The organism is Rhizobium sp. SL86 (assembly GCF_026672545.1).
Classification (GTDB): domain Bacteria; phylum Pseudomonadota; class Alphaproteobacteria; order Rhizobiales; family Rhizobiaceae; genus Neorhizobium.
In genome coordinates, this window is the sequence record NZ_JAPPRJ010000001.1 from 864,525 (window position 1) to 877,051 (window position 12,527).

Annotated in this window: 16 protein-coding genes; 6 read left to right on the forward strand and 10 right to left on the reverse strand. The window is 59.9% G+C overall.

Translation table 11 applies throughout. The features are described 5' to 3' along the window. Positions 1-3 precede the first annotated feature (3 nt). Genes OU993_RS04355 through flgF form a run of 9 tightly spaced genes read right to left on the reverse strand, consistent with a single transcriptional unit; the run spans position 4 to position 6,359 of the window. Positions 4-1,122 (reverse strand): flagellar basal body P-ring protein FlgI, encoded by a 1,119-nt coding sequence (locus OU993_RS04355; protein WP_442792866.1) that lies wholly within the window; start codon positions 1,120-1,122, stop codon positions 4-6. Beyond that, positions 1,119-1,601, reverse strand: coding sequence for a flagellar basal body P-ring formation chaperone FlgA (gene flgA / locus OU993_RS04360; RefSeq protein WP_442792867.1), 483 nt, complete (start codon positions 1,599-1,601; stop codon positions 1,119-1,121). Before flgA ends, OU993_RS04355 begins: the two co-directional genes overlap by 4 nt. An 18-nt stretch (positions 1,602-1,619) precedes the next feature. Next, entirely contained in the window at positions 1,620-2,408 is a 789-nt protein-coding gene (gene flgG / locus OU993_RS04365; protein WP_268155021.1) for a flagellar basal-body rod protein FlgG, read from the reverse strand. A gap of 19 nt (positions 2,409-2,427) precedes the next feature. Next, positions 2,428-2,766 carry a flagellar hook-basal body complex protein FliE gene (locus OU993_RS04370; protein ID WP_268155022.1) on the reverse strand — a complete coding sequence of 113 codons (339 nt, stop codon included), beginning with the start codon at positions 2,764-2,766 and terminating at the stop codon, positions 2,428-2,430. Beyond that, on the reverse strand, positions 2,763-3,182 hold the full coding sequence (flgC, locus tag OU993_RS04375; protein ID WP_268155023.1) for a flagellar basal body rod protein FlgC: 420 nt from the start codon (positions 3,180-3,182) through the stop codon (positions 2,763-2,765). Before flgC ends, OU993_RS04370 begins: the two co-directional genes overlap by 4 nt. Positions 3,183-3,185: 3 nt before the next feature. Next, positions 3,186-3,578 (reverse strand): flagellar basal body rod protein FlgB, encoded by a 393-nt coding sequence (flgB, locus tag OU993_RS04380; RefSeq protein WP_268155024.1) that lies wholly within the window; start codon positions 3,576-3,578, stop codon positions 3,186-3,188. 53 nt (positions 3,579-3,631) lie between these two features. Beyond that, on the reverse strand, positions 3,632-4,207 hold the full coding sequence (locus OU993_RS04385) for a flagellar protein (protein ID WP_268155025.1): 576 nt from the start codon (positions 4,205-4,207) through the stop codon (positions 3,632-3,634). A 4-nt stretch (positions 4,208-4,211) separates the two neighbouring features. Beyond that, on the reverse strand, positions 4,212-5,606 hold the full coding sequence (fliI, locus tag OU993_RS04390) for a flagellar protein export ATPase FliI (protein WP_268155026.1): 1,395 nt from the start codon (positions 5,604-5,606) through the stop codon (positions 4,212-4,214). 15 nt (positions 5,607-5,621) lie between these two features. Continuing rightward, positions 5,622-6,359, reverse strand: a complete 738-nt coding sequence (flgF, locus tag OU993_RS04395) for a flagellar basal-body rod protein FlgF (RefSeq protein WP_268155027.1) — start codon at positions 6,357-6,359, stop codon at positions 5,622-5,624. A gap of 223 nt (positions 6,360-6,582) precedes the next feature. On the opposite strand from flgF, the gene motA reads away from it, so the two are divergent. The 6 genes from motA (at position 6,583) to OU993_RS04425 (ending at position 11,732) form a co-directional block, all read left to right on the forward strand. Then, positions 6,583-7,458 carry a flagellar motor stator protein MotA gene (gene motA, locus OU993_RS04400; RefSeq protein WP_268155028.1) on the forward strand — a complete coding sequence of 292 codons (876 nt, stop codon included), beginning with the start codon at positions 6,583-6,585 and terminating at the stop codon, positions 7,456-7,458. A 3-nt stretch (positions 7,459-7,461) separates the two neighbouring features. Then, positions 7,462-8,406 (forward strand): FliM/FliN family flagellar motor switch protein, encoded by a 945-nt coding sequence (locus OU993_RS04405; protein ID WP_268155029.1) that lies wholly within the window; start codon positions 7,462-7,464, stop codon positions 8,404-8,406. 67 nt (positions 8,407-8,473) lie between these two features. Then, positions 8,474-9,028: a flagellar motor switch protein FliN gene (fliN, locus tag OU993_RS04410; protein ID WP_268155030.1), complete on the forward strand. Its 555-nt coding sequence runs from the start codon at positions 8,474-8,476 to the stop codon at positions 9,026-9,028. Between the two features lie 27 nt (positions 9,029-9,055). Beyond that, positions 9,056-10,105, forward strand: coding sequence for a flagellar motor switch protein FliG (gene fliG / locus OU993_RS04415; protein WP_268155031.1), 1,050 nt, complete (start codon positions 9,056-9,058; stop codon positions 10,103-10,105). 103 nt (positions 10,106-10,208) lie between these two features. Then, positions 10,209-11,288, forward strand: a complete 1,080-nt coding sequence (flhB, locus tag OU993_RS04420) for a flagellar biosynthesis protein FlhB (protein ID WP_268155032.1) — start codon at positions 10,209-10,211, stop codon at positions 11,286-11,288. A 6-nt stretch (positions 11,289-11,294) separates the two neighbouring features. Next, entirely contained in the window at positions 11,295-11,732 is a 438-nt protein-coding gene (locus tag OU993_RS04425; protein ID WP_268155033.1) for a hypothetical protein, read from the forward strand. Between the two features lie 45 nt (positions 11,733-11,777). Here the strand turns inward: OU993_RS04425 and visR are convergent, their stop codons facing one another. Continuing rightward, entirely contained in the window at positions 11,778-12,527 is a 750-nt protein-coding gene (visR, locus tag OU993_RS04430) for a transcriptional regulator VisR (protein ID WP_268155034.1), read from the reverse strand.

Sequence of the window (12,527 nt, forward strand, 5' to 3'; positions counted from 1 at the left end):
CGGTCATTGGATCACAAGCTCCGCCTGAAGCGCGCCTGCGGACTTGATGCCCTGCAGAATCGCGATGATGCCGTCCGGCTTGACGCCGATGCTGTTCAGGCCCGCCACAAGCGTGCGCAGGTCCGGCCCATTGAGGATGGCGACATTGCTGCCCTCCTTCATCACGCTGATGTCGGTCTGCGGCTGGACCGCCGTCACGCCATCGGAAAAGGGTTCCGGCTGGATGATCTGCGGTGTCTCGGTGACCTGCACCGTCAAGGTGCCATAGCTGACGGCGACGCGGGATATCTTGACGTCGGCCCCGATCACCACCGTGCCGGTGCGTTCGTTGACGACCACCTTGGCGGGCGTATCCGTTTCGACGACGAGGTTTTCGATTTCCGCCATCAGCCGCGTCAGATCCGCCGATTTCGGCTTCTGGATGATGACTTCCTGGGAATCACGCGCCTCGGCAATCGCCGAACCATACCGCTGGCCGGCAAACCGGTTGACGACATCGGAAATGCGCACCGCGGTGGAAAAATCAGGATTGCGCAACTGCAGGACCAGATTGACCGAATCCTTGAACTTGGAGGGCAGTTCGCGTTCGATGATGGCACCATTCGGCACGCGGCCGGCGGTGGTCACCCCTTGCGTCACGGAGGCCGCCTGGCCCTGCGCGCTGAAGCCGGAAACCACGATCGACCCTTGCGCCACGGCATAGATCTGGCCATCGGCACCGGAGAGAGACGTCATCACCAGCGTGCCGCCACGCAGCGACGTGGAGTCGCCAAGCGAGCTCACGGTCACGTCCATGCGGCTACCGGGGCTTGCGAAGGGTGGCAGGTTGGCGGTCACCATCACAGCCGCGACGTTCTTGGCGCTGGATTGTCCGCCTTGGGTCGAAATGCCGAGGTTCTGCAACATGGCGCGCATCGACTGGTCGGTGAAGGGCGAGGAACGCAGGCTGTCGCCCGTTCCCTGCAGGCCGACGACGAGACCGTAACCGATCAGCTGGTTGTCCCGGCCGGCCTGGAGCGATGCGATATCCTTGATGCGCGAGGCATCGGCAAAAGACACCCCACAGGTCGACAGGATGGAGAGGAGGCTGATGCCTGCCGCGGCCAGTATTCGCTTCATCATTTTGCCATCACCTGCACCGTTCCGTCACCCATGACGGTTCCGGAGACGATCACGCCAGAATCGGTATTGCGGACACGGATCACGTCCCCGATCGCCGCGTTTTCCAGAGGCGTACCGGAGGCCGAGATCATCATGTTGCCGATCGAAAAGGTCAGCCGGACCGCTGAGCCGCGCTTGACGGCGAAGGGAGCACGCAGTGTCGAGACCTGAATGGTGCGGCCCGGCAACAATGTGCGCGTGCTGACCATGCCCTCCACCTCTTCCATCGAGGTTGCGTATCCCCTGGCCAGATTTGGATTGGTGACGTCGACTTCCTGAAGAAAGGCGGCGGAGATTTCCTGGCCCGGATAGATGATCTGTTTCGGCACGACGGCGACGCCCATCTCCGCATGGGCGGAACCCGCCCATGCACAGGCGGCCATTGGCGCAACAAGCGCAAGCGCCCTACCCCAGGTCCTGCATATCCGGCCAAACATCATGTCTGCCACCCCTTCATGTTACTTCAGGTTCTTGCTGACAATCGAAGCCATTTCATCCGCTGTGGTGATCACCTTCGAGTTCATTTCGTAGGCGCGCTGCGCCGAGATGAGGTTGGTGATTTCCTTGACCGCATCGACATTGGAGGATTCCAGGTAACCCTGCTTCAGGTAGCCGAACCCGGGATCTTCCGGCGCCGCTACAATAGCCTCGCCGGACGCCGCCGTCTGCTGAAACAGGTTGTCGCCGAGCGGCTTCAACCCGGCTTCGTTAACGAAATTGGCGAGGGTAAGCTGGCCGACTTCCTGGAACTCGGTATCGGTGCCGACACGCACGCTGACCTGACCGGTGCGGCTGATCACCGTCTCCGTCACGTCGGCCGGGAAGGTGATGTTGGGAACGACGGCATAACCGTCGATCGTCACCAGCTGGCCATCGGCATTGGTGTTGAACGAACCGGCGCGGGAATAGAGCGTCGTGCCATCGGGAGACTGGACCTGGAACCAGCCGCGTCCGACGATCGCCATGTCGAGCGTATTGTCCGTCTGGGCCAGTTCGCCCTGGGTGTGGATGTTGCGCACGGCCGCCGTCTGCACGCCGAGGCCGATATTCGCGCCTTCCGGAACGATCGCCTGGTTGGCGCGGTTCGGCACGCCCTGGGCGCGTTCCGTCTGGTAGAGAAGATCGGCGAACTCGGCGCGGGCGCGCTTGTAGCCGGTGGTGTTGATGTTGGCGATGTTGTTGGCGATGACCTCAAGATTGGTCTGCTGGGCATCCATGCCCGTCGCTGCGACTGAAAGCGCTCTCATATCTTCGTCCTCAAACCAGTTACATCTGCATTTTCGTGATTTCGAGATAGGCATTCACGACCTTGTCGCGGAAGGCGATGGCCGTCTGCAGCGACTGCTCGGCCTGGAGCATTGCGTCGACCACTTCTCGTGTATTCGCCGTGCCCTGGATGGCCTCGAAGGACTTCGTTTCCGCCATCTTCAGGCTGCCGACGGCGTCTGTTGCCATGCTGCCCAGCACATTGGCGAAGGACATGGCAGAGTTCTGCGATGCTGCGCTTTCGGCGGCACCGGTCATGGACTGACTGGATTCGGTTGCCGTGGTGCCAAGGCCGCGGGTGAGCGAAAGAGAGCTGACGTTCTGGACGTTATCGATCATTGGGAGGCCTTCAGGAGGTCGATGGTCGCAGCGATCAGTTCGCGCGTCTGCTTGATGGTCTGGATATTGGCTTCGTAGCTGCGGTTGGCTTCGCGAAGGTCAGCCATCTCGATCAGCATGTTGACGTTCGGCATCTTGACCATGCCCTTGTCATCGGCCGCCGGGTTACCCGGATCATATTCCTCGACGAATTTCGTCTGGTCGGTCCCAAGCTTCTTCACACCGACCAGATCAGCCCCCGAAACCTTGTCCAGTTCGGCGCCAAAGGTGATCGTCTTGCGGCGATAGGGATCTGCACCCGGCGTATCGCCGGTGGTGCGGGCGTTGGCGATGTTTTCGGAGACGACGCGCAGGCGGGTGGCCTGGGCTTCCATCCCCGAACCGGCGATTTTCAAAGAGGCAGAAAGCGGATCCATGGTTTATCTCTTCACTGTCATCAGCATCATGCGATGGAAGGATTTGACGAGACCGGTACTCAGTTCATACTGACGCTTGATCTCGCCGGTCTTGCGCAGTTCCTGCGCAAGAGAAACGGTATTGCCGGATTCCTGGATGCCGATTTCGTTGTTGAGCTCTTCCTGCTCGACATCGACATCCAGCCGGCTGTCGATCGCGGACCCGGTCAGGTGACCCGGATTGGTCCGGGTCATGCGCAGGCCGGCGGAATTCAGAACGGCATCAAAGGGGGTCACGTCCTTGGCCTTGAAGCCCGGCGTGCTTGCGTTGGCGATGTTGCCAGCAACGACCTGCTGACGGATGGACAGCCATTCTGCCTGCCGCGACGCAAGATCAAAAAGTTGGATCGGTTGCATAGGCTTCTCTCCATTTTCTACGAGGAGCCTATGCCGGTAATCTTGCGTCAGACTTACCGGCTTTCCGCCGTCTGATCACGGTATATTTCACCATTCGACGTGACGATGACCCAGCGTCCCTCACGTTGTTCGATGGTGGCCAGACGACTGTTGTCCGGCAGGATGGAGCCGATACGCACCATATACATGCCGGAGCTGTCCTCAATGAGGGCGCGTCCATTGGCGACATGCATCAGGCGGAACGTATTCTTGCCCGGAAACGGCTGCTCGATCTGGCCTGGATCAGTATCCTTGTTCTCCTTGCCGATGGAGGAGACGGTTGCCGTCGTCAGGTTGTCGAGCGGATCCGGGGCCGGACCGGGTGTGTGCTCGTCATCATCATCGACCAGCGCCAGCGGCGAGACGCTGAAGACGGCGCGAGGCGGCCCTTCCGGCAAATCACGCGTCCGGTCCAAGGGCACGGTGCGGATGCCGAATTTGTCCTCGTTGAAAAATACGTACCAGGGGAAAAAGGCCGATGCTGCAGCCAAAAGAATACCGGTGCCCATGACGATGCGGTCGCCAAGGATCCCCTTCCTGGTTTTCTTCGTGCGCTCGGGCTTTGCCGGTTCATCCAGGTCTACCGCCATCGAACTATCCTTTCTGCCTCGCATTGCCGGCGCCGGGTGCTGCCATTGCGGCTCTCAAGGCATTGGCAAGATCGCCGTAGGCATCACCCGAGAGAGGATCACCGGGTGTCTGTTTCAACACGTCGTAAATGATCGGGACCTGCTTGATGGCCATGTCGAGATCCGGATCGCTGCCGGCGCGGTAACCGCCAATCAGGCGAAGATCCCTTGTTTCCTCATATCGATGGATCAGTGCTTTCAGCCGTGCGACGAGTTTTTCCTGGTCGCCGGTCCAGGCCTTGCGCGCAAGGCGCGAGATGGACGACAGAGGATTGATCGGCGGATAGCGCCCCTCCTCCGCCAGGCTGCGTTCGAGCACGATATGGCCATCCAGGATGCCGCGCGCCGAATCGGCGATCGGGTCGTTGTGGTTGTCGCCATCGACCAGGATCGAGATGATCGCCGTGATGGTTCCCGTTCCCTCCGGACCGGGTCCGGCGCGTTCGAGAAGGCGCGGAAGCTCGGTGAAGACGGAGGCCGGATAACCGCGGGCGATCGGCGGCTCACCGGAGGCAACCGCGACCTCGCGAATGGCATGCGCAAAACGCGTCACGCTGTCGGCGATGAACAGCACGTTCTCGCCCTTGTCGCGGAAGTGCTCGGCAATGGTGATGCCGACCAGCGGCGCCATCTTGCGCAGCATCGGGCTTTCGTCGCTCGTCGCCACGACGACGATCGATTTCTCGAGATTGTCGCCGAGCGTATCCTCGATGAATTCGCGCACTTCGCGCCCGCGTTCGCCGACCAGCGAAATGACGACCTTGTCGAAGGCTTCGGCGCGGGCGACCATCGACAGAAGCGTGGACTTGCCGACGCCGGACCCAGCAAAGATGCCGAGACGCTGACCGAGGCAGAGCGGCGAGAAGATGTCGATCGCCCTGACGCCGGTGGCAAATCCGTGTTCGATCCGCTGACGGGTCATCGAGGGGGGCGCGGTGTTGGAGATCGAGCGCTTGGACAGGCCATTGCGCAAGGGGCCCTTGCCGTCGATCGGTTCGCAGAGCGAGCTGATGGTCCGGCCACACCAGCTGTCGTCGGGCGCGACCCGGAACGCTCCCTTGCGGATCACGGTATCGCCGATGCCAATCGGCTCGCCCGGTTCGATGGGGCAGACATAAATGATATCCGGCTCGACCCGGACGACCTCGCCCAGGTGAATACCGGTCGGGCTGCGATGAGCGACAAATTCGCCGAGACGGACATGCCGCGACAGACCAGAGACCGTATAGTGACCGGCCGCAATGGTACGCACGTGGCCGCCGGGCGCAACGGTCACCTTGGGATCACTAAAGCGGCGGACCAGATCCGCCATCTGCGCCAGCTTGGAACTGCCGGAACCTTCAGCCGTATTGGTATCCATGGATCACCCTTCGGATCAGGTCGATGATCCGCCGAGCACCTTGATGGCGTCGCTGAACGAGCTTTCCGTATCGCGCATCAGGGAGGAAATGGCGGCAAAGTTGCGGTTCACCTGAATGAGTTCCGTCATTTCCCCGATGGCATTGACGTTGGATTCTTCGAGATAACCCTGGACGACGCTGACATTGAAGCTGTCGACCACAGGCTGCGGTTCCGCCGTCGGGATCACGCCGCCATTCTCGTAGCGGAGGTAACCTTGCGACACGTCGACCGAATAAAGGCCGAGCGTGGCGACGACATTGCCGTCCTGCATGATCTGACCATCGGCGCTGACCTGCGGCGGGCCGCCTGCGCGGTTCAGCTGGATCGGCGCTCCGCCAGCGTCCAGCACCGGATAACCCATGTTGGAGACAAGCTCGCCGGTTTCGCGCATCGTGAAACGTCCGTCCCGCGTCAGAACCTGACCGGCCGGCGTATCGATGGAGAACCAGGCATCACCCTTGATCGCGAAATCGAGCGTGTTGCCGGTCTGCGTCAAGGCACCGCTGCGTGTGGAAAGATAATCGTTCCCCTGGCTGACGAAGGCGACATTAGCATTGAGATCGGTGCGGATTTTGCTCAGCACCTCATCGAACTTCACCTCCGTTGCCCGGAAGCCGACGGTGTTCATGTTCGCAATATTGTCGGCGATGGTGTTGAGGCGGCGCTCCAGCGCGATCTGCGAGGAAATGCCGACGTACAATCCAGACTGCATGTAAACGAGCTCCGTCTTTGACCTGACAGCGCGACGCCCGAAACAAGAGGGCCACAAACGCCAAAACGCGGATGACAAGATCCGTCCTGCGGCCAGTGATAGGCAGAGAGACTTGTGCGAGGCTGTTCCACCAGGGGACGCTGTTTAGCGACCGGTAACCCAGCCTCACGCAAGCCAGTGCCGGTAATGGAAGCACCTGATACAACTAGGGTACAGGCACGCGATGTTTATCATTATCGGATTCGTAATCACGCTCGGCTGCGTCCTCGGCGGCTTCATGGCGATGGGCGGACACCTGGACGTCCTCGTGCAGCCGTTCGAGCTCGTGATCATCGGTGGTGCCGGCATCGGCAGCTTCATCATGGCGAACCCGATGAAGGTGGTGAAGGATTCGGGAAAGGCGATGGGTGAGGCATTCAAATATGCCGTGCCGAAAGAGCGAAACTATCTCGATGTCCTCGGCGTGCTCTATTCCCTGATGCGCGACCTGCGCACCAAGTCGCGCAACGAGATCGAAGCGCATATCGACAATCCGGATGAATCCTCGATCTTCCAGACGGCACCGACGGTCCTGAAGAACAAGGAACTCACCTCGTTCATCTGTGACTATGTGCGTCTCATCATCATCGGCAACGCACGCAGCCACGAGATCGAGGCGCTGATGGATGAAGAAATCGAGACGATCCTGCACGACAAGATGAAGCCCTACAACGCGCTTTCGACGATGGGCGACGCATTTCCGGCAATCGGTATCGTCGCCGCCGTTCTCGGCGTCATCAAGGCCATGGCGAAGATCAACGAATCGCCGGAAGTGCTGGGCGGCCTCATCGGCGCGGCGCTTGTCGGCACCATGCTCGGGATCTTCCTGTCCTACTGCGTGGTCTCGCCGATCTGCTCGCAGATCAAGATCGTGCGGACGAAACAGCACCGCCTGTATATCGTCGTGAAGCAGACGCTGATCGCCTATATGAACGGCTCGGTGCCGCAGGTGGCTCTCGAATACGGACGCAAGACGATTTCCAGCTACGAACGTCCGTCGATCGACTCGGTCGAACAGGAAATGATGAACCCGGGCGGCGGCGGCGAAAAGGCGGCATAAGCGATGACCGAACAGACTGACAACAGCCCGACAATCGACCTTGCACTCCTTGCCAAGCTGACCGGAGGGCTCGGTGACTACAAAACGGTCGAGAAGATCTGCAGCGAATTCGGACAGCTTTACGCGGAATTCCTGCCCGACGTTTTCCAGAGCGAGACCGGGTTTTCCATCGACGTCAGTTATACCGGATTCCAGTCCGGGCTGATGGAAGACCTGCTGCGCGAACTCGGTCCCGACTTTGCGTTTGTCAACGGTTCGCTGCGCAACTGGTCGCCGAACTTCGTGCTCGGCTGCGGCAATACCTTCGTGATCGGCCTGATGGAGCGTATGCTGGGTGCAGAAGCCAGCATGGTGCAGCAGCCGCCGAACCGTCCGCTGTCGGACATCGAACTCGACCTGGCGACGATGGTGTTCGAGCGGATCGCCAACGTGCTGCGGTCCGGCGTCAATGCACCGGGCGGCTTCGAGGCCATGCTGGAGCGGCCCTACAACGGCAAGGATCGTGTTGCGCCGGATGAGGAAGGACGCCCGGAATTCGGCGCGGCCATCCGCATGGCAATCGAGATCGGCAAGGTCACCTCCGAAATCGCGCTTGTCATTCCGCAGAAGGCCCTGCTCAAGACCAAGGTGGTCACCCCCAAATCGAAGGGCCAGGCCGGCAAACAAAAGCAGGAATGGGCGGCTCGGATCGCCGAGCAGGTTCGCCGCTCGCAGGTGACGCTCGAGGCCCGCATCCGTCTGCAAAGCATGACTCTGAACGCCGTCTCGCGCCTCATGGCCGGTGATGTGATCGCGTTCGAGGACAAGTCCGACGTCAGGGTTCAGGTGAGCGCCAACGGCAAGGACATGTACACCTGCGAATTTGGACGATCCGGCGAACGCTATACCGTTCGTGTCAAAGACAATGTCAGCTCAGAGGACGAATTGCTGCGCCATCTGATGAAGTAAGTGGCTGAATTTCTGCACCGCCGCATATGGGCAGGCTGACGCAAGTTTCAAAAGGAATAATGTCTCTATGGCAACCAAGAAGACCCCACTTGATGAAGACGATGTGTTCCCGGCGACCGGCAATGAAGCCGAGCTGGATCAGGCGATCGATGATCTTCGCGGCGTATTGAAGGCCGACTCCGATGGCGGGATGGCTGATTTTGGTGCAGAGTTCGGAAGCGATTCGGGTTCTGCTCCGGCCTTCGGCGAAACGGCCGATTTCGGCGGCGGTGACTTCGGCGGCGGTGATTTTGGTGGCGGCGATTTTGGAGGTTCAAGCTTCGGTGGCGACAGCCACTCCGAGATGACGGAACCGGGCAGCGCGCTCACGTCCAATCTCGATCTGATCATGGATATTCCCATCACGGTCGAGATCGTGCTGGGAACCAGCAAGATGCAGGTGGCAGGCCTGATGGATCTGCAGGAGGGCGCCATCATAGCGCTCGACAAGCGGATCGGCGAGCCAGTCGAAATCAGCGTGAGTGGTCGCCGTATTGCCAAGGGCGAAATCACGGTCCTCGAGAATGACGATACCCGCTTCGGCGTGAAGCTGACGGAAATTTTGAGCACAAAGAAAATCTGATCCCATGAGGTACAGTGAGGGAAGACCATGATGGACTTTGACGATTTCGGAGGCGCAGTTTCCACGAAACCGTTATCCCAAGCTGAAAAAGCCGCAGCGGTCCTCCTTGCCATGGGCAAGGGGGTTGCGGGCAAGTTGCTGAAATATTTCACCCAGAGCGAACTTCAGACCATCATCGCGTCGGCCCAGACGCTGCGTGAGATCCCACCGGATGAGCTGCTGCAGCTGGTCAACGAATTCGAGGACCTGTTCACCGAGGGTGCAGGCCTTATGGACAATGCCCGCGCCATCGAAAGCATTCTGGAAGAAGGCCTGACCCCGGAAGAAGTCGATGGCCTGCTTGGCCGCCGCACCGCCTTCCAGGCTTACGAGACCTCCATCTGGGACCGCCTCCAGGACGCCGATCCGGTGTTCGTCGGCCAGTTCCTCCAGCGCGAACATCCGCAGACCATCGCCTATATCCTTTCGATGCTGCCGTCCTCCTTCGGTGCAAAGCTGCTTCTTCAGCTGCCCGACAGCCAGCGTGCGGACATCATGAACCGTACGGTGAACATGAAGGATGTCAGCCCGAAGGCTGCGCAGATCATCGAGAATCGCGTCATCGAACTGATCGAACTGATCGAGGCCGAGCGCAACTCCAACGGCTCGAACAAGGTGGCCGAGCTCATGAACGAGCTGGACAAGCCGCAGGTCGACACGTTGCTCAGCTCGCTCGAAACGATCAGCAAGGAATCGGTCAAGAAGGTCCGTCCGAAGATCTTCCTGTTCGAAGACCTGCTTGCCATGCCGCAGCGCAGCCGCGTCATGCTGCTCAACGACATCGCGGCCGATATTCTCACGATGTCGCTGCGCGGTGCCTCGCCCGAAATCAAGGAATGTGTGCTGTCGGCCATCAGCCCACGCCAGCGCCGCATGATCGAGGCCGATCTTGGCGCCACCAACGCGGTGACCAATCCGCGCGAAGTGGCCATCGCCCGCAGAGCCGTGGCGCAGGAGGCCATTCGACTGGCCAATGCAGGGCAAATCCAGCTCAAGGAAGCCGCGACCGAAGGCCAGACGTCTCCGGAAGCAGCCTAATTCGTCTGGCGGCGTCCGCGCCGCCAGACCCACGCAAGCCATGATGGCTTCGTGACAGACCACCGGAGGCGGGACGCCGCCATCCTGGAACAAGGATGAAGCCTTGTCTGACGAGGATAAAGAAAGTAAAACAGAAAACCCTTCCGGCAAAAAACTTTCGGATGCTGCCGAGAAGGGTAATGTTCCATTTTCAAAAGAGGTGACGCTGTTTGCATCATCTCTTGCTTTCTATTTCTTCATGCTGTTCTTCGTGCCGAACAGCATTGCCAAACTTGGCGAAGCGCTCAAAGACATCATTGAAAAACCGGATCAGTGGCAACTTGAGAATGCCTCTGACGTGGTTTCGCTCGCCGTCCATCTCGGTTGGGATGCGGCGGCTTTTCTTTTGCCGGTCATGCTGCTGTTTGCCGTCTTCGGCCTCGGCTCCTCCTTTGCCCAGAACATGCCGTCCTTCGTGCTCGAACGGGTAAGACCGCAGTTCTCCCGCCTGTCTCCCGTCAAGGGTTTCGAACGAATCTTCAGCGTTCCGGGCCTGGTGGAATTCGGCAAGTCGATCTTCAAGGTGGCGGTCGTCGGCGTCGTGATGTTTTTCGCGATGCGCAGCGATTTCATCCATACGCTGGACGCGATGTTTGCCGATCCGGTGGTCGTCCCGGCGATGCTCTACGATTCGATGAAGAAGATGATGGTCGTTATCGTTCTGGCCACAGCCGTTCTGGCCACGGCCGACTTCTTCTGGACCCGGCATCACTGGTACACCCAGTTGAAGATGACGAAGCAGGAGGTGAAGGACGAAAACAAGCAGGCCATGGGTGACCCGGTGGTCAAATCGCGCCAGCGTTCGTTGATGCGCAGCCGCGCACGCCAGCGCATGATGAACAACGTTCCACGCGCCACGCTCATCATCGCCAATCCGACCCACTATGCGGTTGCCTTGCGTTATGTGCGCGAGGAAAGCGACGCTCCGGTGGTGGTTGCCAAGGGAACCGATCTCGTTGCGCTGAAAATCCGCGAGATCGCCGAGGCCAACCAGATCCCCGTTTTCGAAGATCCTCCCCTGGCCCGCTCCATGTTTGCGCAAGTCTCAGTGGATAGTGTGATTCCACCAGCCTTTTACAAGGCTGTGGCTGAGCTGATTCACAGGGTGTACGCCGCGCGCGCGCCCAAGAGACGGATACGCTAGAACATTATGAAAAAATGCAGTTATTCACTTGAGCGCGAAAAGATTTTGGCAGAAGCAATCAGTCCGGTAGCCACGGAACTTCGACTGCTCGATGCGGCGGATCTCATCTCGCTTCTTCGGCTGGAATGCTACAGCAGCATTGCGGATCTCGTCTCGTCCGCAGCGGAGCTGTATTTCCATCCCGGCACGATCAGCTTTGGCAGCGGTGGTGATTACCGCCTTGAGTGGAACACCGTGCCGGAGGTCATCCTGGACCTGGAAATCAAACCCCGCGGCGTCTCGATCTATGCCCGCCTGACGCTTGCCGACACGACGGCCGGTCTCGAGATCGATCACATCTCCTTCCAGGAGGCCTCCGACGATCCGGAGGAAAACACCCGCTTCCTGTCGCGCAGCCTGCATGAAGCCCGCTACGTGAAATATCCGACGGCTCTTGCCAGTTGATCGGCCAGTTGTCCGGGCCGAAACGCCGCCCGGACGCCTTTTCTGTCAGTGAATAAAGCCGAGGCGAATGGCCTTGGCGATGGCCTGGATGCGGTTGACCGCATCCAGCTTGATCGTCGCCGAGCCCAGATAGGCATTGACCGTGTGAACCGACAGACCGAGGCGTTCGGCGATTTCTTCACTGATCTGGCCATCCCCCGCCAATTGCAGGCAGGCGACTTCGCGTTCGCTCAAGGTTTCCGCGGGCACCGTACGTCGTTCCTCCAGCGCCAGAAGATCCATCATGATATGGCAGCTGCGGATATGCTGATCGATCACCGCATCGCTCGAGATGGCCATCGGCCCGCCCGAAAAGGCGACATAACCGTTGCCGACGGCTCCGAGGCGCACGGGGAACGCGATGCCGGAAAACGGCAGTTTCTTCGCCTCCAGCGTCAGAACCATCGGGGGCACTTCCGCGCTCGTTCCCCGCATCTCGCTTTCCGCCGAGCCCCAGACAAGCGGAAGGATCGAGAGTTCGATATGCTGCAGGAAGATCTCGCCGTAGGCATCCAGCAGCGTCCGGCTGTTTTCGATCGCCGCGGCACCCCAGTTGTCGAGTTCACAGACGACCTTGCGCTTGTTCGGCAAACCCGCGCCCGCAATACGAAGAACCGCGAAATTGCGCGCCTGCAGCGTCTTCTGCATAGACACGAGTTTCGGAAAGATATCGGAGCGGCTGGAGGCACGCGCAGCAATGTTGTGGAAGACGCCTGCGGTCTCACCGGTGTCGAACAGTCCCTGCCAAGATGCCAT

Excerpts from the sequence above, each read along its gene's own strand:
- fliG (WP_268155031.1), top strand. The coding sequence starts at position 9,056 with ATGATGGACTTTGACGATTTCGGAGGCGCAGTTTCCACGAAACCGTTA.
- flgB (WP_268155024.1), bottom strand. The coding sequence starts at position 3,578 with ATGCAACCGATCCAACTTTTTGATCTTGCGTCGCGGCAGGCAGAATGG.
- flgC (WP_268155023.1), bottom strand. The coding sequence starts at position 3,182 with ATGGATCCGCTTTCTGCCTCTTTGAAAATCGCCGGTTCGGGGATGGAA.
- OU993_RS04385 (WP_268155025.1), bottom strand. The coding sequence starts at position 4,207 with ATGGCGGTAGACCTGGATGAACCGGCAAAGCCCGAGCGCACGAAGAAA.
- OU993_RS04405 (WP_268155029.1), top strand. The coding sequence starts at position 7,462 with ATGACCGAACAGACTGACAACAGCCCGACAATCGACCTTGCACTCCTT.
- OU993_RS04355 (WP_442792866.1), bottom strand. The coding sequence starts at position 1,122 with ATGATGAAGCGAATACTGGCCGCGGCAGGCATCAGCCTCCTCTCCATC.
- fliI (WP_268155026.1), bottom strand. The coding sequence starts at position 5,606 with ATGGATACCAATACGGCTGAAGGTTCCGGCAGTTCCAAGCTGGCGCAG.
- motA (WP_268155028.1), top strand. The coding sequence starts at position 6,583 with ATGTTTATCATTATCGGATTCGTAATCACGCTCGGCTGCGTCCTCGGC.
- visR (WP_268155034.1), bottom strand. The coding sequence starts at position 12,527 with ATGGCATCTTGGCAGGGACTGTTCGACACCGGTGAGACCGCAGGCGTC.
- OU993_RS04425 (WP_268155033.1), top strand. The coding sequence starts at position 11,295 with ATGAAAAAATGCAGTTATTCACTTGAGCGCGAAAAGATTTTGGCAGAA.
- flgG (WP_268155021.1), bottom strand. The coding sequence starts at position 2,408 with ATGAGAGCGCTTTCAGTCGCAGCGACGGGCATGGATGCCCAGCAGACC.
- flgA (WP_442792867.1), bottom strand. The coding sequence starts at position 1,601 with ATGATGTTTGGCCGGATATGCAGGACCTGGGGTAGGGCGCTTGCGCTT.
- OU993_RS04370 (WP_268155022.1), bottom strand. The coding sequence starts at position 2,766 with ATGATCGATAACGTCCAGAACGTCAGCTCTCTTTCGCTCACCCGCGGC.
- flgF (WP_268155027.1), bottom strand. The coding sequence starts at position 6,359 with ATGCAGTCTGGATTGTACGTCGGCATTTCCTCGCAGATCGCGCTGGAG.
- fliN (WP_268155030.1), top strand. The coding sequence starts at position 8,474 with ATGGCAACCAAGAAGACCCCACTTGATGAAGACGATGTGTTCCCGGCG.